Raw genomic sequence first — 26,755 nt, 5'->3', positions numbered from 1 at the left:
GCCAGCGACTATAATTTCTTAACGTCCTGCTACACCAAAAGGAGCATTTACCTGATGAGCTTGCCGGATAATAACGAAAAAAAGCCAGTCACGCCGTCTGAGAAACAGACCGCCACCTCTACTGACCAGGATGTTCCCGCGTGCGAACAAAAAAAAGCACTGGTGACATTTAAAACCGGTAACAGTGCGCTGAATAGCACCATTAACACCGTAAACAAAACCGCCAGAAACCCGATGGTGGCCCATCTGTTGCGCACCGTAGAGCGCTTTAACGATCGTATGGGTAATCAGTTTGGCGCAGCTATTACCTATTTTTCATTTCTCTCACTGATCCCGATGCTGATGGTTTCCTTCGCCGCAGGGGGTTATATCCTTGCCGAGCATCCCACGCTTTTAGAGGATATCTTTGCCAAAATACTCAGCAATGTCAGCGACCCTACGCTTGCAGCCACGCTGCAAAACACCATTAATATTGCGATTCAACAGCGAACCACTGTTGGTCTGGTCGGTTTACTGATTGCACTGTATTCCGGTATCAACTGGATGGGTAATCTGCGGGAAGCGGTGAGAGCTCAGACGAGAAAAACCTGGGAACGGACGGAGCAGGATAAAGAGAAAATCTGGACTAAATACTTACGTGATTTTGTCTATTTAACCGGGATGCTGATAGCCATAATTCTGACGCTAATCATCACCTCTATTTCCGGTTCAGCGCAGTCACTTATTATCCGTTTTCTGCACCTGGAGTCGATTGAGTGGTTACGTCCCACCTGGCATTTAGTCGGTCTGGCTATTTCAATTTTTGCTAACTACTTGCTGTTTTTCTGGATTTTCTGGCGACTTCCTTATCATCGTCCACCTAAAAAGGCGCTGATCCGCGGTACGCTGATAGCCGCTATAGGCTTTGAGATCATTAAGATGATAATGACCTATAGCCTGCCTAAACTTGTCAGCTCGCCATCCGGAGCTGCTTTCGGTTCAGTGCTGGGGCTAATGGCTTTCTTTTACTTCTTCGCCCGTCTGACCCTGCTTTGCGCAGCCTGGATTGGTACTGCAGAATATCCGGAAGACAAAAAATTATCCGATGAAGATACTACACAGTAATATTTAATACGGGTGTACGCCCTCTCTGACTGAGGAGAGGGTGCGCAGGAACATCGCTCAAAAGAGATCAAGCCAGATGTATCAGGACATTTTCCAGCTGTGCAAAGGGAACCGGGCGTGAGAAATAGTAGCCTTGGGCAGCAAACGCTGGCGAAGCTTGAACATCTAACCATTCATCAAGAGTCTCAACCCCTTCGACAATAACGCCTTTGCAGTGACTGTTCATCAGATGGATTAGCGTGGTAAATAAATTACGTCCTTCATCGCTTTTTCTCAGCATGATAAACAATTCACGAGCCACCTTTATGTAGTCGTAACGAACCTCACTCAGTGCAGAGAAGTTTGCCATTCCGGTGCCAAAGTCATCCAGCCATAGCGGCCCAAACTCCTTGATTCTTACCAGCGTCTCGGTTGTCGGTAACGTAATATGTTCAACCAGTTCAAATCGTATCCACGGAAGTCGGTCTATCAAATCCCTGATGGACGTATGATCTTTCATTGCCAGTAGGGTTGGGCCATCAACGTTAATCGATGCCAGGATCTCATATTTAAGGAAGAGGCTTTCCTGGGCCAGCAGACACTGTAATTGTTCTTCAATGACGAGCAGGCGATAACGAATAGGGATAGAGGAGAAATAACGATCGGGGGGTATACGAATACTGCCATCATCAGGGTGTGTCACTACGGTAAGCATTTCAACAGCCATCAGTTTGCCATCTGTCTTATAGATTGGCTGGATGGTGTACTCACGCAGGCACTGCAACCAAAACCGTCGTTGCTGTAAACTTTCGACACTCGCTTCAAACGTATTCAGCCTGTGAGTGATCTGCTTCAACTTCATCTGCATGTCCTGTTTGATGTGATTACCCGCATAGCTCATCGAGAGATTATCGGCGTTGAGGCTAAGAACTTTACGTTCATCTTCGATACAAGATTTAACCCGATAAATATTATCCTATTATAAAAATGCTGACAGATTCGATTTTTTTAGAAACATTGTTTTAAATAATTTGACTCACCTGGCAACGCAACCGACAATGAAAATATTTCCTTCTGAGTTCACTTTATCTACAGGTTTCCCTATGCCGAACAAGAAAATAGCCGTTATTGGTGAATGCATGATAGAGCTATCCCAAAAAGGTGCGGATGTCAGCCGCGGCTTTGGTGGTGACACTCTTAATACTTCCGTCTACATCGCCCGTCAGGTCGACGCCGATAAACTCGCAGTACATTATATTACTGCTCTCGGTAACGATAGTTTTAGTCAACAAATGTTAGAGGCCTGGCAACAAGAAAATGTCCTGACCTCACTGACACAGCGCCTGGAGCATCGTCTTCCGGGACTCTATTACATAGAGACCGATGCCAGCGGCGAGCGCACTTTCTACTACTGGCGCAATGAAGCGGCTGCCCGCTTCTGGCTTGAGAGCGAACAGTCAGAGGCAATCTGTGCCGAACTGGCACAATTCGACTACCTCTATCTGAGCGGTATCAGCCTTGCGATTCTTGACACCGCCAGCCGTAGTAAATTATTTACTCTGCTGGAAAAAACACGCGCTAACGGCGGCAAGGTTATTTTTGATAATAACTATCGTCCGCGTCTATGGGCAAGCAAAGAAGAAACCCAGCAAGTTTATCAGCAAATTCTTACTCATACTGATATCGCCTTCCTGACGCTTGATGACGAAGATGCCCTGTGGGGAGAGAAACCTGTAGAAGAGGTGATTCAGCGTACTCAGGCTGCTGGCGTTAATGAAATTATCATTAAGCGTGGTGCAGACGCCTGTCTGGTTGCCATCAAAGGTGAAGACGTCATTGAAGTGCCAGCGGTTAAATTACCGAAAGAGAAGGTTATTGATACCACCGCAGCAGGGGACTCATTCAGCGCGGGTTATCTGGCGGTACGTTTGAGCGGTGGAACTCCAGAAGCCGCAGCAAAACGCGGACATTTGACGGCAAGTACCGTGATTCAATATCGCGGCGCGATCATTCCTAAAGACGCAATGCCGGAATAATCAGCGTTCGAAATAGTCAAGGGAGCCAGAATACTGGCTCCCTTTCACCTGAGCTGGCACACCCTGTACACTAAGGCGATACGGCTTCCACTTCCTGCTTAGGATCATCCGTTGCAGGCGGCGTCGCCTTCGGCATCATGACTTTATCCCAGACAGCCTGAAGCTCTTTCATATTATATTCTGGCTCACCCTGAGGTTGCAGAAGTATCAGTGACATATCATGGGACAGCTGCTGACGCAGATCCTGATTTAAGACAGCGACCGTCAGATTATCAAGGAAGTCCTGACGCAGCCTCTGATAGTTCTCTGGTGCAATATCAACCACCTGATTTTGCTGAGAGCGCATACGCTGGCCCATTAGCATGTCAGTATCCATCCGGGCATAAGTGGTAAATAATTGGCTTAACTCATTTTTCTTCTGCGCTATCAGAGTATTAAACTCATCCTGTGACAGGCCATTATTTTTAACTGCCAGTAATTCTCGCCCTACCTGCTCCAGATTAGTGGTTAACTTATCAGTGGGTGATTCAATATTGATGGCGCATTGAGCAAGCTGATAAAGCACACGACAATCAAAGCTCAAGTTGGCGTCCTTGATGTTCTTTTTTTCCAGATGCTGACGAACATTCCAGAACAGCGCTTCCCGGGCTAAATCTGCACGCCAATAGTTCAGCAATGCGCCAGACTCACGGATAGGCTGCCAGGGAGTATCCCAGGTCAGTGATAACTTATTCTGACGAACATGATTGCTCATCAGGCTAACCGGAGCAGGATTGAGTGCCGACAGGGTAGGTACTGGAGCGGGTGCCTCACGTTTTCCTTTCAGCTCACCAAAGGTTTTATTCAGCTGCTCAACAAGACTGCGGCTATCGACATTGCCAACAACGACTAGGGTCATCGCATCCGGCGTATACCATTTCTCATAAAAGCCTTTTAGCTTTTCGGCATCAATCGGATGAATCATATTGCTCGCGGGATCGTGTCCCAGCAAAGTCGAGCCCTTCAAACGATAGCGCCACCAGTTATCCTGGGTATCAGGCCAGGTCTTTACGGGGTTATCCATGCCTAAAGTGGCATTAACGGCTTCTGAAGTTACCTGTAAGTCACCGGTGCTTTTTGCCAGCGAATGTAACGCCGTTTTTAGCAAGTCACTGCGGTTATTGGGCAAACTTAAACTAAATAATGTGTTGTCATAAGAAACGATTGCCGGGGGAGCAGGACGCTGCGGATCAACGCTTTGCTGCCATAATAAACCCGACTGCTGGCCCGCCTGATTAAGCATCAGACGTGACAGAAAATGACTAAAACCACTCTGCTGTGCGCTTTCTACCAGTGACCCGGTATTAATAAGTAAGCGCATTTCTACACGGTCGCTGGGACGCTGAGGTGTGGCTAAAATGTGCCACTGAAAACCATTTGCCAGCTTCCCTTGCTGCCAGGCCTGGTCAGGCTGTAATGTTTCTGCCTGCGCGTAACTGCCGGTGATGAGTAGCAGTAACCCACTGGCTAAAAGTCTAATTTTGGTGTTCTGCATATGAACCCCTAAAAACAATCCGGGTTAAAAAATAGATGCCGTGAGCTTGTTTACTTGCTCTGTCGTCATGAACCAACTTGTTCGACCACATTTTTACGAAAACGTCACCCAGGAAAATGAAAAATAAACATATGGGTCAAATTGCTGAAGAATATCGCTTGCCTGTGCTTATCAGTTTCTTCGGCAATGCTACAAACAACTTGAATTATTTAGGATCTCTATTGTTAATCCAGGTAGCGAGACTCAAACTGCGCCACAGGCTGAGCCTGACTAAATAAGTATCCCTGAGCATGACTGACACCATGAGCGACTAGCCAGTCTCTCTGCTGCTCAGTCTCAACGCCTTCAGCAACAATCTGCAAGTCCAGGGTACTGGCCATCGTGATGATAACCTCGACCATCGCACCATCTTCCGGAAGTCCTTGAACAAAGCTCTTATCAATTTTTAAAAAATCGACCGGAACTGATTTCATATGGTGCAAATCACGTAAACAGGCATATCCCATGCCAAAATCGTCCAGCGCAATACGCACCCCGGCTTCGTGTAATGGCCGTAAGATATTCGCTGCTGCCTGAGGATCATCGATGCGGCGGCTTTCGGTTATCTCAATCGTCAGTGTTTCCGGGTCAACCTGATATCGCTCCAGCAAGTTAAGTAATGCAGGCACCATATCTTTGTGCATTAACTGCAGAACCGAAAGATTGACCGACAAAGGTATCATAATGCCGCGTTTCTGCCAGGCTGACAGTACCCGGCATGACTCTTCCAGAACCCAGCTTCCTACAGTCACCATCAGACCACAATCTTCAATACGCTCAATAAGCCCCTCGGGCAAAGACCAGACTTCATCAGACTGTTGCTGGCGTAGCAAAACTTCCGCGCCTATAAGCTGACCAGACAGCATATTAAGCTGGGGTTGTAGCCAGATAGCAAACTCACTATCACTGAGCGCGGCTAAACGATTATTTTTTGTCACCAGTAAAAGGTCGGTTGAATCATCATCAAGCGGCTCAAAAAATTGTATTTGATCGCCGCCACGATAGCTGGCAATCAGTGCCGCAGAGCTCGCCCGATGACAAACATCTTTAGCGCTCAACGCCGGACTCAACATCGCAACACCGATGCTGGTCACCGCTCGATAATCAGTGGGTTGAATAGCTGAAGATTCACTGAACCGGCTCACCAGTTGCTGAGCATATTTCATCGCGATCCAGGGATCTTTCACCTCACCGATAAATATCCCTAAAGCGTCATTATTTAACTGCGCCAGGGCAACCGAGCTGGGTAGTAGCCGATGAACCTTTTCCAGCCATATCAGACGCTGCAGGCGGCTCTGAGTGGTATTCAATGCCTGGCAGGTTATACCTTGCTGTGCGCTAGTCATAATCAGCAACGCACCCTGCTGGTAGCGGCCCAGTAACGTCAGAAATGCGGCTTCATCGGGGAGTTCAGTATCGTTCGCCTGTACCGAACCACCTGCCTGCTGATTACGATTGTAACTGCGTACCAGCATACCTATTTCATCATCCTGATGGGATTCAGGTATCTGTAACTGGCGTGAACCGATGCCTTGTGCACTAAGGTTATCCAGTTCGTGAGCAATTTTACGAATAGGGTGGATAACCAATCGATTAATAAACCAGCTAATACTCACGGTCAGAATTAAGGCGAGCAATAGATAGGTAGTCAAAAGTATCGATAAAGTAGAGAGAATAAAGCGATAGAGATGTCGCGAATCAGCCTGTAATACCAGATATGCTAAGGGCTGCGAGTTTCCCGGCTGACCAAGAGCATAAAGCGGCTTAGAGACTTGCACCGGGAGCGCGAACAAACGGCTAACCAGTCGCGGAATTTTTACTTCCGGAGCAAAACTGACCCCTAAGGCCTGAAACTGGTCAGGAAGAACCACGTCAATCCGGCTAAGGATCCCGGCAGGTTTGAGCGTACCAAGTACTTCTTCTGCCTGTGGAATATCTGCTTTCAGTACCGCCTGGGCGAGCGGAATTCGTACCGAATCCGCCATGTTTTCCATGCGGGCAACGGTGTCATTACGGTTCTGTTGAACGAAATAAAAGAGCTGAATCACGATAAAAACAAAGATAAACACCACCGCAACGGTAGAAACCATCGCCATTTGTTTTATCGTAAGAGAACGACGAACACGCAAACTAACTCTCCCAATGACGCCTTCAGTAATGATTCTGACGCCGGACCATCTTATCTCACTGGAGTATACAGGAATGCGTTAACATTTTATCCCTGGCTGACTGTAAGGAGATATTGTTTCGATGTGTATCCTCTGCCAGGAGAGCTCCCGGCAAATAAAACAGGTGGTTATTTCATTTAAAAAATTGATAAATAAAGAGAGTTATTGCCCCGGCACGCAACCGAGGCAGGTAATACTCTTAGCTAAGCGGGCTTAAGGTAATCTCTACCCGGCGATTTTGCGCCTTTCCTTCTGTCGTACTATTGCTCGCGATAGGATTGGCCGGTCCCATACCAATAGTGCGAAGGCGGTTAGCCTCCACTCCCTGGGTAATCAGTGAGCTTGCTACGCTGTCAGCACGCTGTTGTGATAATTTCTGATTCAGCTCAGAACCACCCGTACTGTCAGTATAACCAGCGACATTGACCGCCGTTTTTGGATACTCTTTCAGAACCATCGCTACACCGGTCAAAGTGTTAGCACCAGCAGGTTTCAGCGTGGCGCTGCTGCTGTCAAAGGTCACGTTATTCGGCATATTAAGGACAATGTTGTCACCATTACGAGTCACACTGACCCCTGTACCACGCATTTTTTCACGTAATTTAGCTTCCTGCACATCCATGTAATAGCCGATACCGCCCCCCAGTGCAGCACCACTCGCAGCACCAATCAGAGCGCCTTTACCCCGGTCTTTTTTCGATGAAGAAAGAACACCGACACCCGCGCCCACCAGGGATCCGATTCCCGCTCCAATGGCAGAATTACCCACTTCTTTTTCACCACTATAAGGATTGGTAGTACAACCCGAAATCGCTAATGTGGCACAAACAATGGCTGCAATGGTTATAACGCGTTTTTTCATTTTTATTTTTCCTTTGATCCTGCTGGAACTGTACCAGGGTTTTATTATGAAAAAAAATGAAAAAATAATTGAGGGAAGTATTCTGATAATACGCTGCCAGAAAAAAGATAACGGCTTACTCTTCGTGATTCTTCCAGTTCATAATCCATGTCGGATGCTGGGTTTCAGTCTGCCAGGCAGCCTCTTCGATACGAAATCCCATATGGTGATAGAAATGAACTGCCCGTTGATTTTTCTGATAAACCTCAAGACTTAAACCAGAGTAGCGGGACTGAACATGCTTCAGTAGCTGGCCTCCGACGCCCTTCCCTGTGTGAGAAGAAGCGACAAACAGTGCACCAATAAATTGCCTGTCGATAATACTGATAAACCCAATCATCTCCTCTTCTTTCATATAGACCCAGGTTTCTGAATGAGGGATATAGACATCCCGCACCACTGCCCGGCTTTCATGCCAGTAACTCTCGGCGATAAATGGATGTCCACTAGTAGTACTCTCCAGCCACAGACTCATCAGTGTATCCAGCAGCTCAGGCTTAAAGGGAAGAATCATTGCGGTTTATCCTGATGGCAAAAGCATCCAACAACATGATCGTTAACCAATCCACAAGCCTGCATAAAAGCATAACAGGTGGTAGCCCCCACGAATTTAAACCCTCTGCGTTTTAATGCCCGAGACAAGGCTTCAGATGTTTCAGTTTTCGCGGGTATCTCTGAAAGAGAGGCGGGGTGAGTTACCACAGGCAAGCCATTCACAAATGACCAGACAAATGTCGGAAAGTCTTCACCGCTCTCCTCCATTGCCAGTAAAGACTTAGCATTATTAATGATGGCTTCGATTTTACCACGATGACGAATAATGCCTGCGTTCTGCATCAGATTATCGATATCACTGAGCGTCATTTTTGCGACAGCTTCAGGGGAGAAATCGTGGAAACTCTGACGATAGCTCTCACGTTTTTTAAGGATAGTTATCCAGGAAAGACCCGCTTGCTGCCCTTCGAGACAGATCATTTCAAATAATCTTTGCCTGTCACGCGTTGCCACACCCCATTCAAGATCATGATATGAAAGATACAAGGGATCTGCGGTAACCCATCCACAACGCTCCATTTTTCAATTCCTTACAATAAAGTTAAGCAGGGTCTAGAGTGAGGACAAGTTCGCTGTCATTGAATAAATAGGTATAAATAATAAACTGATATCGAATATCAGGCTCTTTTTACTAAGATGAAGACAGCTTTTTTTTGCATATTGCTGGATTATCAGCATTTACTGGAACTAGTAAGAACTTTATATATTCGCTATGGTCGAAACCACACGTCCCGTTCTGGTCTGCAAACGCCTTAAATGAATAAGATTAAATTAATCAGTCATCAGAAGTTATGCTTGCTCCTCGCCCTGTATGTTGGATTACTCCTCAATATCACGGTTTTTTATCAACGATTCAGCTCTGACACGTTGATTGTCTGGAAAGAGTTATCAGCAATCGCAGAAGTCGTTGCTTGTGTTCTCGTCACCTTCTTTCTACTCCGTATCCTGTCTCTTTTTGGACGTGCTGTCTGGCGTATTCTGGCGACTCTCGTCGTCGTTATCTCTGTTGCCGCCAGCTACTACATGACATTTCTGAATGTGGTTATTGGTTACGGTATTGTTGTCTCAGTGATGACGACCGATATCGACCTGTCTAAAGAAGTTATTGGTTACAAGTTCATACTCTGGATTGTGCTGGTCAGTGCTCTGCCGGTTTATATGATTTGGCGTAATACCTCATACGATACGCTCATCAGACAGCTAATCACTCCCGGTCAGCGCATCAAAAATATCGTCATTATTTTATGTACCGTTCTGCTGGTCTGGGGCCCTTTACGTATTTTGGGTGAGTTACAGGACAAAAGTGAACGTGGTACCACCACAGATACTGCCAGCTACGGCGGGGTCGTCGCTAACTCCTACCTCCCCTCAAACTGGGTATCAGCATTAGGGCTCTATGCCTGGGCCAAAGCCGATGAATCTGGTGATAGCCAATCACTGTTAAACCCGGCAAAACAATTCAGTTATGTTGCCCCAGAAAATGTTGAAGACACCTATGTGGTCTTTATTATTGGGGAGACCACGCGCTGGGATCATATGGGGATGTTAGGTTACGAGCGTGATACCACGCCTAAACTGTCTCAGGAAAAGAATCTGGTCGCATTCCGTGGTGAGTCTTGCGATACCGCAACTAAGCTGTCACTCCGTTGTATGTTTGTGCGTGAAGGTGGGGCGTCAGATAATCCACAGCGTACGCTGAAAGAACAGAATGTCTTTTCCGTGCTGAAACAGCTGGGCTTTAGCTCCAATATTTATGCTATGCAAAGCGAAGTGTGGTTCTACAAAAACTCCATGCCGGATAGCTTTGCATTCCGCGAAGAGATTGCCGCTAATCCTCGCAATCGCGGCAAAACAGTCGATGACATGATATTAATCGATGAAGTCAGTGAATCCCTGAAGCAGCATCCAAAAGGGAAACATTTGATAATCTTGCATACCAAAGGCTCGCACTTCTCCTATGCTCAGCGCTACCCACGGAGCTTTGCAAAGTGGACCCCGGAATGTGTCAGTATTGATAACGGCTGTTCAAAAGAGTCGCTGATCAATGCCTTCGACAACTCTGTGCTCTACACAGATACGATGATAAGTAGCGTACTTGACGAACTTCGTAATAAGCGGGCGATAGTCTTCTATGCTTCCGACCACGGTGAGTCAATCAGCGAGTCTACTCATCTGCACGGTACTCCTCGTCATATGGCGCCACCAGAACAGTTCCGTGTCCCGCTTCTGGTCTGGGCATCAGACAAGTTTCTTGAGAACCCGAAAAATAAACTCGCCTTTGAGCATTTGCAGGAACAGGCTGGTAAACAAGTCTCGCACCGTCATGTTGAGCTTTACGACTCAATTCTCGGTTGTTTAGGTTATACCTCGCCTGATGGAGGAATTAATCAGAACAATAACTGGTGTCATATTCCTGAAAACAGCACTCCTCAGTAAGCTCTGAAGACTGTTCAAATAGACGAATCACATAGCCTGGCGATGTGGTTCGTCTAATCTCTCGTCGTAACATTCTGGTAACCTGAAATATGATGACTAACCATGTTTATCACACCACAGATGCTATATATCATCGGATTTAGTTATCATAAAATTTGGTTGTTTACTTCGCTGTATATCACTCGCTACAGCATTTATTGCTAGAAGCGACGCAGATCACAAATCTAATCGTTCAACAATTCGTCATTTAACACAAAATTTACCACTAACAAAAACAGTTATTATGACTGCAATATTGTAAATTATTGGAACTAATAACTAGCAATGACACATAGCACAATGTTCATCACTGTAAATTGTAGTGAAAAGTTTTTTTAATCTTTGCCAGCAAAATCCCATCCGGAAAGTAAATCCCCACCAGCCGTATTGACGTTTGTATCATCTATTGACAGATTGTAGGGCAATAGAGGCCATACACGAACTGTCTGCGCTGCTTCCGGTCATTTCACGCAAAAGGAACAGCTGCCTCTTTATCGCCTTCGGGTATACCGTATCGACCGCAAATAAATAACAAAGGTCAACGGTGAGTAGTAATACAACACCACACACAATTGGAGCAAAATAATGCCTATTTCCTTGAAGAAGTCAGGGATGCTGAAATTTGGCCTGAGCCTTGTTGCTCTGACCGTTGCAGCAAGTGTACAAGCTAATACTCTGGTTTACTGTTCAGAAGGTTCTCCTGAAGGCTTTAACCCTCAGCTCTTTACCTCTGGTACTACCTATGACGCCAGTTCAGTGCCTATTTATAACCGTCTGGTAGAATTTAAAGCGGGCACCACTGAAATCGTTCCCGGACTCGCCGAGAAATGGGAAGTTAGTGAAGATGGTAAGACTTATACTTTCCATCTGCGCCCGGGCGTAAAATGGCAGGATAATAAAGATTTCAAACCCACTCGCGATATGAACGCAGACGATGTCGTGTTCTCATTTGATCGCCAGAAAAACCCGGAAAACCCGTACCATAAAGTTTCTGGTGGCAGCTACGAATACTTCATCGGTATGGACTTACCGGACCTGATTACCGAAGTGAAAAAGGTTGACGATAATACCGTTCAATTCGTTCTCGCCCGCCCGGAAGCCCCTTTCCTTGCTGACCTCGCGATGGACTTTGCCTCTATTCTTTCTAAAGAATATGCCGACAACATGATGAAAGCGGGAACCCCTGAGAAGATTGACCTGAACCCAATCGGTACCGGTCCATTCCAGTTACAGCAGTACCAGAAAGATTCCCGTATTCTGTATAAAGCATTCCCTGGCTACTGGGGCACCAAACCACAGATTGACCGCCTGGTATTCTCTATTACTCCAGATGCCTCTGTGCGTTATGCCAAGCTACAGAAAAATGAATGTCAGGTTATGCCTTACCCGAACCCGGCTGATATCGCACGTCTGAAAGAAGATAAGAATGTCGATCTGAAAGAGCAGGCGGGCCTGAACGTCGGTTATGTCTCTTTCAACACCGAGAAAAAACCGTTTGATAACGTCAAAGTACGCCAGGCACTGTCATACGCGGTGAATAAAGACGCCATCATCAAAGCCGTTTATCAGGGCGCCGGTACTTCGGCTAAAAACCTGATCCCACCAACCATGTGGGGCTATAACGACGATGTGAAAGACTACACCTACGATCCGGAAAAAGCGAAAGCGCTGCTGAAAGAAGCCGGTCTTGCCGATGGCTTCACCGTTGACCTGTGGGCAATGCCTGTTCAGCGTCCGTATAACCCAAATGCCCGCCGTATGGCTGAGATGATTCAGGCTGACTGGGCGAAAGTGGGCGTTAAAGCCAATATCGTCACCTATGAGTGGGGCGAGTACCTGAAACGTGCTAAAGCAGGTGAGCACGAGGCTGTTATGATGGGCTGGACCGGCGATAATGGGGACCCGGATAACTTCTTCGGTACTCTGTTCAGCTGTGCTGCTGCAAAACAAGGCTCTAACTACTCTCGCTGGTGCTACCAGCCGTTTGAAGAAATCATTCAGCCTGCACGTTCAACTGATAACCACGAGAAACGTGTTGAACTCTACAAACAGGCTCAGGTCGTGATGAATGAACAGGCACCAGCCTTGATCATCGCTCACTCCACAGTTTATGAGCCTGTCCGCAAAGAAGTTAAAGGTTATGTGGTTGACCCATTGGGCAAACACCACTTCGATAACGTCTCGATTTCAAAATAAAAACAACCAGCTGTATGCCCTCTTCCCTATGGGAAGAGGGTAATCTATTTTTGAGCAATGCAGACGGGCAATATTTATGATGGCCTGTCGCTAAAGAGAATCCGGGATATGCTGCAATTCATCCTCCGACGACTGGGATTAGTTATTCCCACGTTTATAGGTATTACCTTACTGACTTTCGCCTTTGTCCATATGATACCCGGCGATCCGGTACTGATTATGGCCGGAGAGCGCGGTCTTTCTCCTGAGCGCCACGCCCAGTTACTGGCGGAGCTTGGCCTCGATCAGCCCATGTGGAAACAATACCTCCATTATATTTGGGGCGTGATGCATGGTGATTTAGGCATCTCGTTAAAAAGTCGCATCCCGGTCTGGGAAGAGTTTGTGCCGCGCTTGCAGGCCACGATGGAACTCGGCGTCTGTGCCATGATATTTGCAGTCTCAGTTGGCGTCCCAGTGGGCGTACTGGCTGCGGTTAAACGTGGTTCTATCTTCGATCATACTGCGGTCAGTATCGCGCTGACTGGCTACTCCATGCCTATCTTCTGGTGGGGTATGATGCTGATTATGCTGGTTTCTGTTCAGTGGGATCTGACGCCAGTATCCGGCCGAGTGAGTGATACCATTTTCCTTGATGACTCTAATCCACTGACTGGCTTTATGTTGCTGGACACCGCTATCTGGGGTGAGTCAGGCGACTTTATCGATGCCCTTGAGCATATTATTTTACCTGCCATTGTACTGGGTACTATCCCACTGGCCGTTATCGTGCGTATGACGCGCTCCTCAATGCTTGAAGTGCTGAGTGAAGATTACATTCGTACCGCACGCGCTAAAGGCTTAACCCGGATACGGGTGATTGTGGTTCATGCCTTGCGTAATGCCATGTTACCTGTGGTCACGGTTATCGGCCTTCAAGTCGGCACCATGCTGGGCGGGGCGATTCTGACGGAAACTATCTTCTCCTGGCCGGGTCTTGGACGCTGGCTGATAGAAGCTCTACAGCGCCGTGATTATCCGGTAGTACAGGGCGGAGTCTTACTGGTAGCGACCATGATTATCTTGGTCAACTTGCTGGTTGATTTGTTATACGGCGTGGTGAACCCGCGTATACGCCATAAGAAATAAGGGTAATCATGACACAATCAACTGAAAATAAGGTTCTTGTGGCACCTAAGCCAATGACACCTTTGCAGGAATTCTGGCACTACTTTTCTCGTAATAAAGGGGCTGTCGTCGGCCTGGTGTATATCAGCCTGATGGTCTTTATTGCGGTCTTCGCTAACTTCCTGGCACCACACCTCCCGGCAGAGCAGTTCCGTGATTCACTATTGCGACCGCCGGTCTGGATGGAAGGCGGAAGCTGGGAGTTTATTCTGGGTACCGATGATGTTGGCCGCGATATTCTTTCGCGCCTGATGTACGGTGCGCGCCTGTCATTGCTGGTCGGCTGTCTGGTGGTAGTACTGTCGCTGGCGATGGGTATTGTGCTGGGCCTGGTGGCGGGTTACTTCGGTGGTATCGTTGATAACCTCATTATGCGTGTGGTCGATATCATGCTGGCGCTGCCAAGCCTGTTGCTGGCTCTGGTACTGGTGGCTATCTTTGGGCCTTCAATTACCAATGCCGCACTGGCATTAACCTTTGTCGCACTCCCCCACTATGTTCGTCTGACGCGTGCAGCAGTATTGGTGGAAGTGAACCGCGACTACGTGACCGCTTCGCGTGTTGCGGGTGCCGGTCCTCTGCGTCAGATGTTTATCAATATTTTCCCTAATACCCTGGCGCCGCTGATTGTTCAGGCATCGCTGGGCTTTTCTAACGCCATTCTCGATATGGCTGCTCTTGGCTTCCTTGGCATGGGTGCGCAACCACCAACACCGGAATGGGGCACGATGCTCGCCGATGTGTTGCAGTTCGCGCAAAGCGCCTGGTGGGTTGTGACCTTCCCTGGTCTGGCAATCTTGCTGACGGTGCTGGCATTTAACCTGATGGGTGACGGCTTGCGTGACGCGCTCGATCCTAAACTCAAGCAGTAAAGAGGCACGAGATGGCGTTATTAAATATAGATAAATTATCGGTGCATTTTGGTGATAAAAATGCCCCCTTCCGTGCCGTAGATCGTGTGAGCTACAGCGTGGAACAAGGAGAAGTCGTCGGGATTGTCGGTGAGTCAGGTTCCGGTAAATCGGTCAGTTCACTGGCGATTATGGGACTGATCGATTTCCCAGGCCGAGTCAGTGCCGAAAACTTGCATTTCAATGGTCAGGATTTACAGCGCATCTCGGAAAAAGAGCGCCGTAATCTGGTGGGCGCTGATGTCGCAATGATCTTCCAGGACCCGATGACCAGCCTGAACCCCTGCTATACCGTGGGTTTCCAAATTATGGAAGCTATCAAAGTACACCAGGGGGGTAATAAAAAAACGCGTCTGCAGCGTGCTATCGATCTTCTGAACCAGGTCGGTATTCCTGACCCGGCATCACGTCTGGATGTTTATCCGCACCAGCTGTCTGGCGGTATGAGTCAGCGCGTCATGATAGCGATGGCCATTGCCTGTCGTCCCAAATTGCTGATAGCAGATGAACCAACAACGGCACTGGACGTTACTATTCAGGCGCAGATCATCGAACTACTGATCGAGCTGCAACAAAAAGACAATATGGCGCTGATCCTGATCACTCACGATCTAGCGCTGGTGGCGGAAGCGGCCCATAAAATTATCGTGATGTATGCCGGACAAGTGGTAGAGGCGGGCTCCTCTAAGGATATTTTCCGTTCACCGCGCCATCCTTATACCCAGGCACTGTTACGGGCCTTGCCTGAGTTCGCTCAGGATAAAGCGCGCCTGGCTTCACTGCCAGGTGTGGTTCCGGGTAAATATGACCGCCCTGACGGCTGCCTGCTCAACCCACGCTGCCCCTATGCCACCAACAAATGCCGTAGCGAAGAGCCCGAACTCACGCTGGTTGATAACGGTCGCCAGTCTAAATGTCACTATCCCCTCGATGATGCCGGGAGGCCAACGCTATGAGTACCCCACAGGCCGCCGCGCAACCCTTGTTGCAGGCTATCGATCTGAAAAAACACTATGCCGTGAAAAAGGGGATGTTCGCCCCTGAGCGACTGGTGAAAGCGCTTGATGGCGTCACCTTTACCCTTGAGCGCGGTAAAACTCTGGCGGTGGTGGGTGAGTCTGGCTGTGGTAAATCCACACTAGGTCGCCTGCTAACAATGATTGAAGTGCCTACCGGCGGTGAGCTCTATTACCAGGGCCAGGATCTGCTGAAGCACGATGCTTCCGCCCAGAAACTGCGTCGTCAGAAAATTCAAATTGTGTTCCAGAACCCATACGGTTCTTTGAACCCACGCAAGAAAGTCGGACAAATTCTTGAAGAGCCCTTAGCGATTAATACCTCGCTGAGCAAATCAGAGCGCCGTGAAAAAGCGCTGGAGATGATGGCAAAAGTGGGCCTGAAAACCGAGCATTACGACCGTTATCCGCATATGTTCTCTGGCGGCCAGCGTCAGCGTATTGCTATTGCTCGTGGCCTGATGCTCGACCCTGACGTGGTGATTGCCGATGAACCCGTCTCGGCTCTCGACGTTTCTGTACGTGCTCAGGTTCTGAACCTGATGATGGATTTACAGCAGGAGTTAGGTCTCTCTTACGTCTTTATCTCCCACGACCTGTCGGTGGTAGAGCATATTGCCGATGAAGTGATGGTGATGTATCTCGGCCGCTGTGTGGAAAAAGGTACTAAAGAGCAGATTTTCTCTAATCCTCAGCATCCTTATACTCAGGCCCTGCTCTCAGCCACACCGCGCCTGAACCCGGATGACCGCAGAGAACGTATCAAGCTGACCGGTGAGTTACCTAGCCCGCTGAATCCACCGCCAGGCTGTGCTTTCAATGCTCGTTGCCGTCGTCGTTTTGGCACCTGTACTCAGTTACAGCCAAAACTTAAAGATTACGGTAATGGTCAGCTGGTCGCCTGTTTTGCCGTCGACCAGGATATCAACGGCGAAGTTCGCTAGTCGCTCTATCCTCTCCTTGTTAAAACGGGGAGAGGATAATTTCCCGCAATATCTCCTGCCGGCATCTGATTGTTCACCCTCAGAAACAGTGAAAACACCCGCAGTACATTTATCCGAGGTCTCATACACCGTAAATTGTCATCATCATCACTTATAACAACTGACGATAATGACGAGTACAATTATGACTACAGGAAATAAGCCCACCTCATCGACCTGGCTTGCCGTGTTATCACTCTCGATAACCAGCTTTATCATGGTCACCACTGAGCTCCTGCCGATAGGCTTACTCACCGGTATTACCTCTTCATTGGGTGTTTCTACCGGTAGCGGTGGGTTAATGGTGAGCCTGCCGGGTGTGGTTGCCGCTATCGCCGCACCTGTACTGGGCCTAATCTCTGGCAAACTCGATCGTCGTTTATTAATGCTCAGTTTATCGGCGCTGCTGGTGATCTCTAATCTCATTTCTGCTCTGGCGGTCAACTATCCGATGATGCTCGCAAGCCGGTTATTACTGGGTATCTGCGTGGGAGGTTACTGGTCTTTTTCTACCCACTACGGCCGTCTCCTGGTGCCTGAGCAAAGTCAGGGGAAAGCCCTGGCGATAATTATCAGCGGTGTCTCGGTCGGGGTTATTTGTGGTGTGCCTGCGGGTGCGCTGCTGGGCGACTTATTTGGCTGGCGTTCCGCCTTTTTCATTAGCACCGCCCTGACTGCGATAATCTTTCTTGCTCAGCTACGTCTTCTGAAGCCGGTACCTGCCAGCCACGCGATTACCGTTCAAGATTTACTTTCACCGTTTCGTCTCCCCCTGGCAAGAATCGGCCTGATTGCTATCGTATTACTCTTTATGGGTCACTTCGCCGCCTATACCTACCTGCGCCCACTGCTCCAGCAAGTCTTTGCCTTAAGTCCTTCGGTTATCTCTTTCCAGCTCTTGGTTTATGGTGCGATAGGCTTACTGGGCACATTTGCCGCCGGACGTCTGGCACAACGTAACCTGCGTGCTACCTGTATGCTGGTGGCTCTGATGCTGGCCAGTATTCTGACCCTGGCCCCCAGCCTCAGTGGCCTGACAGGAGCGACCTTTATGGTTCTGGTATGGGGCCTGGCTTTTGGTGCTGTTCCTATCTCTGCCACACACTGGATGTTTGCCGCAGTACCTGATGCCCCGGAGGCAGGACAAGCTTTACTCGTTTGTGTGGTTCAGATAGCGCTGGCCAGCGGGGCCTGGTTGGGCGGGGAAATAGTGGACTGGAAAGGGGTGACGAGTGCAATATCAGTTGGTGGCGTGTTAACTCTGGGTGCCGCTGTGGTATTTGGTCTGTCTTTCAAAATTCGGGCCGTTAGCGCCAGGTCATGCCCCTGACGATTTATACTGACTGAGTGGATTATGGATCATCATTTATTGGCTATTCGGGTATTTAATCGTGTTGTGGAAACCGGGGGATTTACCCGGGCCGCGGATTCCCTGCGCATGCCGAAAGCCACCGTCACGAAACTGATTCAAAATCTTGAAAGTCATTTGCAGACGAAATTATTTCAGCGCACCACACGCAGTGTTTCCGTGACTAAAGAAGGCGAGTGCTATTATCACCGTACTGTGAAATGGCTGGCTGACCTCGAGCAGATGGAAGGCAGTATGACTGAGTCTCACAGTACGCCGCAGGGCATATTGCGTATCGATGCCGGTAGCGCCGTAACCAGAGAATTACTGATCCCGGCTCTGCCTGATTTCCTGGCACGCTTCCCTGGCATTTCAATTGATTTAGGGGTCAGCGATCGAGAGATAAGCCTGATTAATGACAGCGCCGATTGTGTTATTCGTCGTGGCCCGCTCACCGACTCGACCCTGATAGCCCGCCGCCTGCTTAATCTCGACTGGGTGACTTGCGCCACGCCTGACTACCTTGCTCGCTATGGTATACCCCAGTCGCCCGCTGCGCTCGAACAAGGATTCCCCCTGGCTTATGCGCGCCATGCCCGTAATGACAGAATTTTTCCCTTCCGCTTTTTGGAAAATGACCAGGTGCATGAGATCCAGCATAGCTATCAGCTCAGCGTTAACGAAAGTAATGCCTATATCGCCGCCGCGCTCACCGGAATCGCCATGATCCAGACCCCTCGCTTACCGGTACAGTCCTACCTGGATAGCGGGCAACTGGTCAGTGTCCTCGACGCCTGGCAGCCCCCGACAGAACAACTTTTTATCGTTTATCCTTCCAGCCATCACTTAACCGCTAAACTACGGGTATTTATTGATTGGGCCATGGAATATTTTGTTTGATACCTGGACGCGGTCGATTGTCTGCAACACCCAGGTAACTTGGAGTATGACGGGTAATATCCTAAATAATTCGAGTTACCTGTAGGCGCCAAGTTCAGCCCGTCGATGAGCATAGATAAACTATGTGATTCGGCGGGTTGAACACAGGCAACACCCAGGTAACTTGAAGTATGACGGGTATATGTTAATCTCCGCAACACTGCCGCTACCGGAGATAACCATGAGCCTGAAAACGACGCGACCCACTATCAGTGATGTCGCTAAAGCGGCAGCAACCGGTAAAACCAGTATTTCTCGTTATCTTAACGGGGAACAACATTTGCTTTCTGTCGGGCTACGCGCGCGAATCGAACAGGCTATCAATACGCTCAATTATCATCCTAATCAGATGGCTCGCGGCTTAAAGCGAGGACGCACCCGTCTTATCGGGCTGATTATTGCCGATATTACTAACCCTTATTCTGTTGATATCCTCAGTGGCATCGAAGCCGCCTGCCGTGAAAAGGGCTTCACCCCCTTAGTCTGTAATACCAATAATCAACTTGAACAAGAACAGCACTATCTTGATTTGCTCTATAGCTATCAGGTTGAAGGAATCATCGTGAATGCGGTTGGCATGGGGGACAACAGCCTGCATCGCCTGCAGCAATCCCGCTTACCGATGGTACTTATTGACCGTAAGATTGCCGGTTTTACCTGTGATCTGGTGGGGCTTAATAATACCCAGGCCGCCGCTATCGCAACGGAACATCTGATTGAACAAGGGTTTAAGGCCCTGTTATTTATCAGTGAGCCGATGGGCGTCGTGAACACCCGCCACGAACGACTGCAAAGTTTTCTCGCCGTCGTGGCACAGTCCCCAGGGGTAATCGCGGAAAATACTGAAATTTCCGCCGATGACAGCGCAGCATTAGATAATTGCATCAGACAGTTTCAGCAACAGTACCAGAGTGTTAAGACAGCTGTTATCTCGGCTAATGGTGTGCTGACATTACAGATTGCCCGCTCACTACGCCGCACTGGCCTGGTCTGGGGTCAGGATGTTGGTTTGCTGGGTTTTGATGAACTGGAATGGGCAGAACTGGCGGGTGTCGGTATTACCACCTTAAAACAGCCCACCCGCCAAATTGGCTATGCCGCTCTGGAACAGGTTATTTCCCGTATTGAAAATCCGGTTCAGGAAACCTGCGAGCAGATTTATTCCGGAGAACTGATTATTCGGGCTTCAAGTTGCTATTAAGGCCCCCCTTTATCCCCTTCCTCTCGTCAAAATCGTTCTTCCTCCTGCAAAAAAGCCTACCCAGCCTGTTCCTTCACATTACGATGACTTTCTTTTGGAACCGGTTCCATTTAGCCTGAGATTAATACTATGATGTATGCTTGTTATCTGAACGCGTATCGGTCAGCCTGCGGCCGATTTACAACAATGATGCACGGAGACCCTAATGAAGCCGTCGATTATCCTCTACAAAAAATTACCTGATAACCTCGTCAAACGTCTTGAAAGTCACTTCGTCGTCAATCAGCTTGATGATATCAGCCCTGAAACTATCGCGGCTAACCCACAAATTTTTGCCAGTGCCGAAGGTCTGCTGGGCTCTGGCGGTAAAGTTGATGAGACTTTCCTGGCAAGTACGCCAAAACTGCGTGCCGCCTCAACCATTTCTGTTGGCTATGATAATTATAATGTCGATGCCCTGAATGCCCGTAATGTGGTGCTTATGCACACCCCAACAGTGCTAACCGAAACCGTGGCCGATACGGCAATGGCGTTGATTCTTTCCAGTGCTCGTCGAGTGGTGGAACTGGCTGAACGCGTTAAAGCGGGCGAGTGGCAAAGCAGTGTTAAGGCTGACTGGTACGGTATCGATGTGCATCATAAGACGCTCGGTATTATCGGTATGGGGCGTATCGGGCTGGCGCTGGCGCAACGTGCTCACTTTGGCTTTAGCATGCCGATTATCTATAACGCGCGTCGTCATCATAAAGAAGCAGAGGAACGTTTTGACGCCCAGTATTGCGACCTCGATACCTTGCTGGCGACGGCTGATTTTGTCTGTATTCTGCTGCCCATGAGCGCAGAAACACATCACCTTATTGGCGCAGAACAACTCTCAAAAATGAAGCCTTCAGCAGTGTTCATTAATGTCGGTCGTGGCCCGGTAGTGGATGAGCAGGCGCTGATCAAAGCATTGCAAGAAGGTAAAATTCACGCAGCCGGGCTGGATGTTTTCGAGCAGGAGCCACTGTCTGTAGACTCGCCGCTGCTTAAGATGTCAAACGTGGTTGCACTGCCGCATGTGGGTTCAGCCACACATGAAACACGTTCTGGAATGGACGAATGTGCCGTTGATAACCTGATTGCTGCCCTCACGGGCAAAGTAGAGGTTAACTGCGTCAATCCTGAGATTTTAAAGTAACAGGCTGGAAGATAAAAAAGGCTATCCGCACCGGATAGCCTTTTTTACTTATAAAAATCAGATTACTGTACGGCGTTCTGAGTTGCAGTATATGCCTGCATAAATGCCTGATGCTGACCAGAAAGCGGAGCAATCAGCGTATTATACTGGCTAGCCTGACGCGAAGTCGGGAACTGAATGCCACTGGCATTAAAGCTCACCTGACCTTCTTGCTCAGCGATATAATCACCAACTTGCACCAGTTGCTGGGTAAGATTCTGCGCTGCCGGAATCAGTGGCACAATGGTATTCGCCGGGTTAGTGACGACTTTATCAAAGACTTTATCGTAAACGACTTTCAGCTCTTCAGGTTGCTTGAGCGTAGAAAGAGCGCTATCAGCCTGCATTTTGGCGTTTTGTATCTGCTGGCCTAAAACATTGAGCGCGCCGTTTTCCTGCCGTAGCGTATTACGCTGGGTCAGATAGTCCTGTGGAACCCGAATACCATTGACGGTGTCCAGTACCGGCTTAATCCCCTGATCCATTGCCTGACTCATCTGCTGTGAGAAGCCATAGAGAATGGCATAGTCAGAGACCAGAGGTCCAAACTGTTTCTTCTGATCAGAAGTCAGCGTAGGCAGACGATCGCCACTACGCATTGCGGTATTTTCGAGAAAATCGATAAATGCCTTACGCTGGTCACCTTCTTTATCAAAGCAACCACTCAGACTTACCACCATTAGCAACGCCGCCAGCGGCGCAAACCAGCGAGACCAGGACTTACCTGTCGCCATCTTATCTACCCCTTTAACAAATTTCAGACAACTGTATTAATCAACCACCAAATCATGTGCTAAGGATAGTCCAACCGCAGCTTGCAAGATACCCTTTAGCGTGAATCTCTTCACTTAGGTGGGATTAGGGCGCTGTTCAACCGATGCGACTAAGTAGTGGAATAACTTTGTTAAGCGTCAAGGGTGCAAGTTCGTGAGTAGCGCTATCTGCCGGGGAAAGCCATAGAATTTCTTCAATTTCAGCGGCAGGCACAATATCACCTTTAATAGTGTCTATTCTGAACATGTCAGCAATCACAGTATGGTTAGCTTCATTCGCGGCAATATCAGTGAACTGCCCTAAGGGATGTAGCTGTTCCGGCGTAATTTCTAGCTGTAACTCTTCATTAAGTTCCCGAATAAGAGCCTGTTCAGCTGTTTCACCCGCATCAGGCTTACCACCCGGCTGCATAAAAAAGGATGTATTACGTTTTCTCACTAATAATATTCGACCTTCAGAGTCGGTGATAACTGCCGCGGATACATGGATTTGTTGATTTGCAGACACAATTAGCTCCAATAAGATCCTTCGCTTTCTACAGGCATATCGAAGGAGATATGATGACCAGTGCATCAGTTCGCTCAGGATTTAGCTTCCGACTGAAGCAAGATACTGTTGATGCCTGGCTATTGTATCACCCGATGACGCTATTTCAGCTCATAACATCGTTCTGAGCTCTCCTCTTTTGAAGGAAGGGGAGAGCTCTGTTCACTGAGGCTACCCTACCCCGCCATCATGATGACTTTCTATCAGGAGAATTAACACTCCTGCAGAAAATAATTCATGATTTTTTCCTCTCGCTGCTCAAGCTCTTGCGTAGAATGTTTTTTGTAATCTCTGTTCACTTCACGTAAAAAAACATCAAAATCCTTTTTATTAATAATAGCTCCAGCCGCCAAATAAAGAGTAGCTAACTTCCTTCTCAGCATAATTTCTTCACCGTGTTCTTTGGCGGATAATATCTCTTTTTCAGCATTTATTCTGCGAACTAACGTTTCATACTCTTTAAGCGCTTCTATTTTATCATTGATATCGCCAAGTAGTTTACATCGTAATTCTTGCGTTCCCAGGTAGGCTTGCTCAATATCATATTTAGTCTCTTTCAGACAAAAAGCGAGTAGTTCATTGAAGAATTTTGTACCTAATGGATAGTTATATTTCCCTTTGACGGTTTGATAATAAACAGATCTCCCGGATTCATGTTTATAATCTGTTACCGCTGCGTCAGCCCCGCTAGTACTGGATGTCGTTATCGTTGGTTTTACTGTCATATATGCAGACGTAGAGCGACCCGTAGTCATCATGACAGGTTCCTTTATAGTTACAGGTTTTTCCGTCGTTGTTACCGGACTCCCCGTTGTCGTTGCGGGTTTCTCTGTCGTTGTTAAAGAAGTCGATGGCGAGTTATTATTTTTCGCTGCTGTATCCCCATAAATATCCTCATAATAAGAATAAGGAGAGGGTGCAGTTTCTGTAGTAATTGGCAAGTTCATGAGAGCTTCCGGAGTATCAGCCAGCGTTGTTGATAAGCGGCTATCCGTTTCCCATGGAATAATATTAGCCATTGCTGGTGCCGAAAGGCGAGAAAGACGACTATTTTCTGGCAGATCGGAGCTCGCCCCACCTGCGATATAATAGTAGCCACATATAGCCAGAGCCCCCAACGCCCCTATACCTGTCAGAGTAACCGCACCAATAATCAAAGATTTCACTAACCCTGTCTTCACAGGAATATTATCAGCTCTGCTATTAATCTTTTTTTCCCCGGTATTTTTTACCCCGGAAATTCTTTGAATTAACAGATATAACTCAGAATCATTAGGTTGTATTTTTTGATCATGCGGCTGACACGCATTACGTAAAATACTTTCCTGCGACGATATATCTGAACAATTGTGTATCATATACTTCCCTGTGTTATTTTCGACACTAAAAAAGAATCACCAAGACAAAAAAAATAACACCATCCGAAGCATCAATAATATAAACAAAAAATTTACTTACTTTTTATTTATATTATTAACATAGAATATGATTAAGATATTTTATATACAACCTGTATTCAGGGTGTTTGAAAAAAATAAGGGGAGAAATTCATTATTTTCTCCCCTTATCAGTAAACCCGTGGTGGACTTATTTTTTATTGCAGCAGAGATATATCTGCTACTTGTAAGAACAGCTCACGCAGTTTAGTCAGCAACGTCAGGCGGTTAATACGCAAGGCTTCATCATCGGCATTAACCATCACTTTATCAAAGAAGGCATCAACCGGTTCACGCAGCTCCGCTAACTCTTCCAGTGCTTCCTGGTAACGACCTTCAGCAAAGTATGGCTGTAGCTTGTCGCGTAATACCACCAGGTGCGTCGCCAGACGGATCTCTTCCGCTTCTTTCAAGACTGAAGCCTGTACGCTGTCGTTAAGCGTCTCAGTCGACTTAGCAAGAATGTTAGAGACACGCTTATTCGCTGCCGCCAGAGCGGCTGCTGCTTCCAGATTACGGAAATACGAGACAGCCTTCATACGGGCATCAAAATCAGCCGGTTTAGTCGGACGACGCGCCAGCACTGCCTGAATAGTGTCGACAGAATGGCCTTCTTCCTGATACCAGGCGCGGAAACGGCCCAGCATAAAGTCGATAACCTCATCAACCACCTTGGCGTTAGTCAGTTTGTCGCCATAGAGACGAACCGCTTCTTCCGTCAGGGTCTGCAGATCAAGATTGAGGTTTTTCTCCACGATGATACGCAAGACGCCCAGAGCCGCACGACGCAGAGCAAACGGGTCTTTATCGCCTTTAGGGTGCTGACCGATACCAAAAATACCTGCCAGGGTATCCATTTTATCTGCAATTGCGACAGAGCAAGCGACCAGATTCGAAGGCAGTTCATCCCCGGCAAAGCGCGGCTGATACTGCTCATTCAGAGCAACGGCAACATCTTCTGCTTCACCGTCGAAACGCGCATAGTGCATGCCCATCACGCCCTGAGTGTCGGTAAACTCAAACACCATATTGGTCATCAGGTCACACTTGGAAAGCAGGCCTGCACGGGTCGCGTGGTTAACATCGGCGCCAATCTGTTTAGCAATCCAGCCTGAGAGCGCTTCAATACGATTGGTTTTGTCACGCAGGCTGCCCAGCTGCTGCTGGAACAGAACGGTTTCAAGACGCGGTAGGTTATCTTCCAGACGCTTTTTACGGTCAGTATTAAAGAAGAACTCAGCATCAGCCAGACGTGGACGAACCACTTTCTCATTACCTGAGATAATTTGCTGCGGATCTTTGGACTCAATATTGGTGACAAAGATAAAGTTTGGCAGCAATTTACCGTCCGGGCTATAGACCGGGAAGTACTTCTGGTCACCTTTCATGGTGTAAACCAGCGCTTCGGCAGGAACCGCGAGGAATTTTTCTTCAAAGGTCGCGGTCAGAACCACCGGCCACTCGACCAGAGAAGCCACTTCTTCTAACAGGCTTTCGCTTAAATCAGCAACGCCACCAATTTTACGCGCGGCTTCTTCAGCATCACGTTTAATTAATGCTTTACGCTGCTCATAGTCGGCAATCACTTTACCGCGCTGCTCTAATACTTCCGGATACTGGTCAGCGTGTTCCAGGGTAAATTCAGATTCACCCATAAAACGGTGCCCGCGAATAACACGGTCCGACTGAATACCCAGAATCGTGGCAGGAACCACTTCACTGTCTAACAGCAGGGTCACAGTATGGACTGGACGCACGAACTGCGTATCAGACGCGCCCCAGCGCATTAATTTAGGAATTGGCAGTTTTGCCAGTGAGCTGGTAATGATATTCGGTAGCAGTGCCTGAACACTTTCACCTTTAACCCGCGCACGATACAACAGCCACTCACCTTTATCAGTAGACAAACGCTCAGCCTGGTCAACGGTAATACCGCAACCACGCGCCCAGCCTTCTGCCGCTTTACTCGGGCGACCTTCAGCATCAAACGCAGCGGCAATAGCCGGGCCGCGTTTTTCAACTTCACGGTCAGGCTGGGTGGCAGCAAGCTGAGTAATTTTTAGCGCCAGACGGCGCGGAGCAGCAAACCACTTAATATCGCCATAAGTCAGGTTTGCGGCATCCAGCTCAGCGGTCACATTGGCAGCAAAGGATTCAGCCAGGCTGCGCAGGGCTTTCGGTGGCAGCTCTTCAGTGCCAATTTCCACCAGAAAAGTTTTTTCAGACAT

General features: G+C 48.2%; 22 protein-coding genes. 12 read left to right on the top strand and 10 right to left on the bottom strand.

Features of this window, described 5'->3' with window-relative positions; genetic code table 11:
* The first annotated feature begins 54 nt into the window (after window positions 1-54).
* Window positions 55-1,104, top strand: a complete 1,050-nt coding sequence (gene yhjD, locus M2387_RS15780) for an inner membrane protein YhjD (RefSeq protein WP_259050793.1) — start codon at window positions 55-57, stop codon at window positions 1,102-1,104.
* A gap of 67 nt (window positions 1,105-1,171) precedes the next feature.
* Here the strand turns inward: yhjD and pdeH are convergent, their stop codons facing one another.
* A complete protein-coding gene (gene pdeH / locus M2387_RS15775; RefSeq protein ID WP_259050791.1) occupies window positions 1,172-1,945 on the bottom strand; it encodes a cyclic-guanylate-specific phosphodiesterase in 774 nt (257 codons plus the stop codon).
* A 241-nt stretch (window positions 1,946-2,186) separates the two neighbouring features.
* Between pdeH and kdgK the strand changes: the two genes are divergently transcribed.
* Window positions 2,187-3,119, top strand: a complete 933-nt coding sequence (gene kdgK, locus M2387_RS15770) for a 2-dehydro-3-deoxygluconokinase (protein ID WP_259050790.1) — start codon at window positions 2,187-2,189, stop codon at window positions 3,117-3,119.
* 70 nt (window positions 3,120-3,189) lie between these two features.
* On the opposite strand, the gene M2387_RS15765 is transcribed toward kdgK, so the two are convergent.
* The 5 genes from M2387_RS15765 to M2387_RS15745 all read right to left on the bottom strand — a co-directional run bounded on the left by M2387_RS15765 (window position 3,190) and on the right by M2387_RS15745 (window position 8,835).
* On the bottom strand, window positions 3,190-4,653 hold the full coding sequence (locus M2387_RS15765) for a M16 family metallopeptidase (protein ID WP_259050789.1): 1,464 nt from the start codon (window positions 4,651-4,653) through the stop codon (window positions 3,190-3,192).
* A gap of 224 nt (window positions 4,654-4,877) precedes the next feature.
* Window positions 4,878-6,821: an EAL domain-containing protein gene (locus tag M2387_RS15760; protein WP_259050788.1), complete on the bottom strand. Its 1,944-nt coding sequence runs from the start codon at window positions 6,819-6,821 to the stop codon at window positions 4,878-4,880.
* Between the two features lie 238 nt (window positions 6,822-7,059).
* Window positions 7,060-7,722 (bottom strand): OmpA family lipoprotein, encoded by a 663-nt coding sequence (locus M2387_RS15755; protein ID WP_259050786.1) that lies wholly within the window; start codon window positions 7,720-7,722, stop codon window positions 7,060-7,062.
* Between the two features lie 115 nt (window positions 7,723-7,837).
* Window positions 7,838-8,275, bottom strand: a complete 438-nt coding sequence (locus M2387_RS15750; protein ID WP_259050785.1) for an N-acetyltransferase — start codon at window positions 8,273-8,275, stop codon at window positions 7,838-7,840.
* Window positions 8,272-8,835 carry a DNA-3-methyladenine glycosylase I gene (locus M2387_RS15745; protein ID WP_259050783.1) on the bottom strand — a complete coding sequence of 188 codons (564 nt, stop codon included), beginning with the start codon at window positions 8,833-8,835 and terminating at the stop codon, window positions 8,272-8,274. Before M2387_RS15745 ends, M2387_RS15750 begins: the two co-directional genes overlap by 4 nt.
* A 237-nt stretch (window positions 8,836-9,072) precedes the next feature.
* Between M2387_RS15745 and eptB the strand changes: the two genes are divergently transcribed.
* From eptB to ghrB, 10 genes are all read left to right on the top strand, one after another.
* Window positions 9,073-10,752, top strand: coding sequence for a kdo(2)-lipid A phosphoethanolamine 7''-transferase (gene eptB / locus M2387_RS15740; protein ID WP_259050781.1), 1,680 nt, complete (start codon window positions 9,073-9,075; stop codon window positions 10,750-10,752).
* 624 nt (window positions 10,753-11,376) lie between these two features.
* Window positions 11,377-12,987, top strand: coding sequence for a dipeptide ABC transporter periplasmic-binding protein DppA (gene dppA, locus M2387_RS15735; protein ID WP_259050779.1), 1,611 nt, complete (start codon window positions 11,377-11,379; stop codon window positions 12,985-12,987).
* Window positions 12,988-13,095: 108 nt separating this feature from the next.
* Window positions 13,096-14,115 carry a dipeptide ABC transporter permease DppB gene (dppB, locus tag M2387_RS15730; RefSeq protein WP_259050777.1) on the top strand — a complete coding sequence of 340 codons (1,020 nt, stop codon included), beginning with the start codon at window positions 13,096-13,098 and terminating at the stop codon, window positions 14,113-14,115.
* 8 nt (window positions 14,116-14,123) lie between these two features.
* Window positions 14,124-15,026 (top strand): dipeptide ABC transporter permease DppC, encoded by a 903-nt coding sequence (dppC, locus tag M2387_RS15725; protein WP_259050775.1) that lies wholly within the window; start codon window positions 14,124-14,126, stop codon window positions 15,024-15,026.
* 11 nt (window positions 15,027-15,037) lie between these two features.
* Window positions 15,038-16,021 (top strand): dipeptide ABC transporter ATP-binding protein, encoded by a 984-nt coding sequence (gene dppD, locus M2387_RS15720; RefSeq protein ID WP_259050774.1) that lies wholly within the window; start codon window positions 15,038-15,040, stop codon window positions 16,019-16,021.
* On the top strand, window positions 16,018-17,025 hold the full coding sequence (dppF, locus tag M2387_RS15715) for a dipeptide ABC transporter ATP-binding subunit DppF (RefSeq protein WP_259050771.1): 1,008 nt from the start codon (window positions 16,018-16,020) through the stop codon (window positions 17,023-17,025). The genes dppD and dppF overlap by 4 nt, the downstream gene beginning before the upstream one ends.
* A gap of 181 nt (window positions 17,026-17,206) precedes the next feature.
* The gene (locus tag M2387_RS15710; RefSeq protein ID WP_310572786.1) at window positions 17,207-18,394 is read left to right on the top strand and encodes an MFS transporter; all 1,188 of its coding nucleotides are present in this window, start codon (window positions 17,207-17,209) and stop codon (window positions 18,392-18,394) included.
* A 24-nt stretch (window positions 18,395-18,418) separates the two neighbouring features.
* Window positions 18,419-19,312 carry a LysR family transcriptional regulator gene (locus M2387_RS15705; RefSeq protein ID WP_259050768.1) on the top strand — a complete coding sequence of 298 codons (894 nt, stop codon included), beginning with the start codon at window positions 18,419-18,421 and terminating at the stop codon, window positions 19,310-19,312.
* Window positions 19,313-19,532: 220 nt separating this feature from the next.
* Window positions 19,533-20,552: a LacI family DNA-binding transcriptional regulator gene (locus tag M2387_RS15700; protein WP_259050767.1), complete on the top strand. Its 1,020-nt coding sequence runs from the start codon at window positions 19,533-19,535 to the stop codon at window positions 20,550-20,552.
* Between the two features lie 205 nt (window positions 20,553-20,757).
* A complete protein-coding gene (ghrB, locus tag M2387_RS15695; protein ID WP_259050760.1) occupies window positions 20,758-21,732 on the top strand; it encodes a glyoxylate/hydroxypyruvate reductase GhrB in 975 nt (324 codons plus the stop codon).
* A 62-nt stretch (window positions 21,733-21,794) separates the two neighbouring features.
* On the opposite strand, the gene M2387_RS15690 is transcribed toward ghrB, so the two are convergent.
* The 4 genes from M2387_RS15690 to glyS form a co-directional block, all read right to left on the bottom strand.
* The gene (locus M2387_RS15690; protein WP_259050758.1) at window positions 21,795-22,505 is read right to left on the bottom strand and encodes a DUF3053 domain-containing protein; all 711 of its coding nucleotides are present in this window, start codon (window positions 22,503-22,505) and stop codon (window positions 21,795-21,797) included.
* Window positions 22,506-22,641: 136 nt separating this feature from the next.
* Window positions 22,642-23,052 (bottom strand): NUDIX hydrolase, encoded by a 411-nt coding sequence (locus M2387_RS15685; RefSeq protein ID WP_259050756.1) that lies wholly within the window; start codon window positions 23,050-23,052, stop codon window positions 22,642-22,644.
* A 251-nt stretch (window positions 23,053-23,303) separates the two neighbouring features.
* Window positions 23,304-24,449 (bottom strand): hypothetical protein, encoded by a 1,146-nt coding sequence (locus M2387_RS15680; RefSeq protein WP_259050754.1) that lies wholly within the window; start codon window positions 24,447-24,449, stop codon window positions 23,304-23,306.
* A 236-nt stretch (window positions 24,450-24,685) separates the two neighbouring features.
* Window positions 24,686-26,755, bottom strand: coding sequence for a glycine--tRNA ligase subunit beta (gene glyS, locus M2387_RS15675; protein WP_259050753.1), 2,070 nt, complete (start codon window positions 26,753-26,755; stop codon window positions 24,686-24,688).

Source organism: Klebsiella sp. BIGb0407, from assembly GCF_024807845.1.
Classification (GTDB): Bacteria; Pseudomonadota; Gammaproteobacteria; order Enterobacterales; family Enterobacteriaceae; genus JGM124.
Note: the sequence above shows the minus strand (reverse complement) of the source record. Positions and strands in the feature narration are given on the sequence as shown.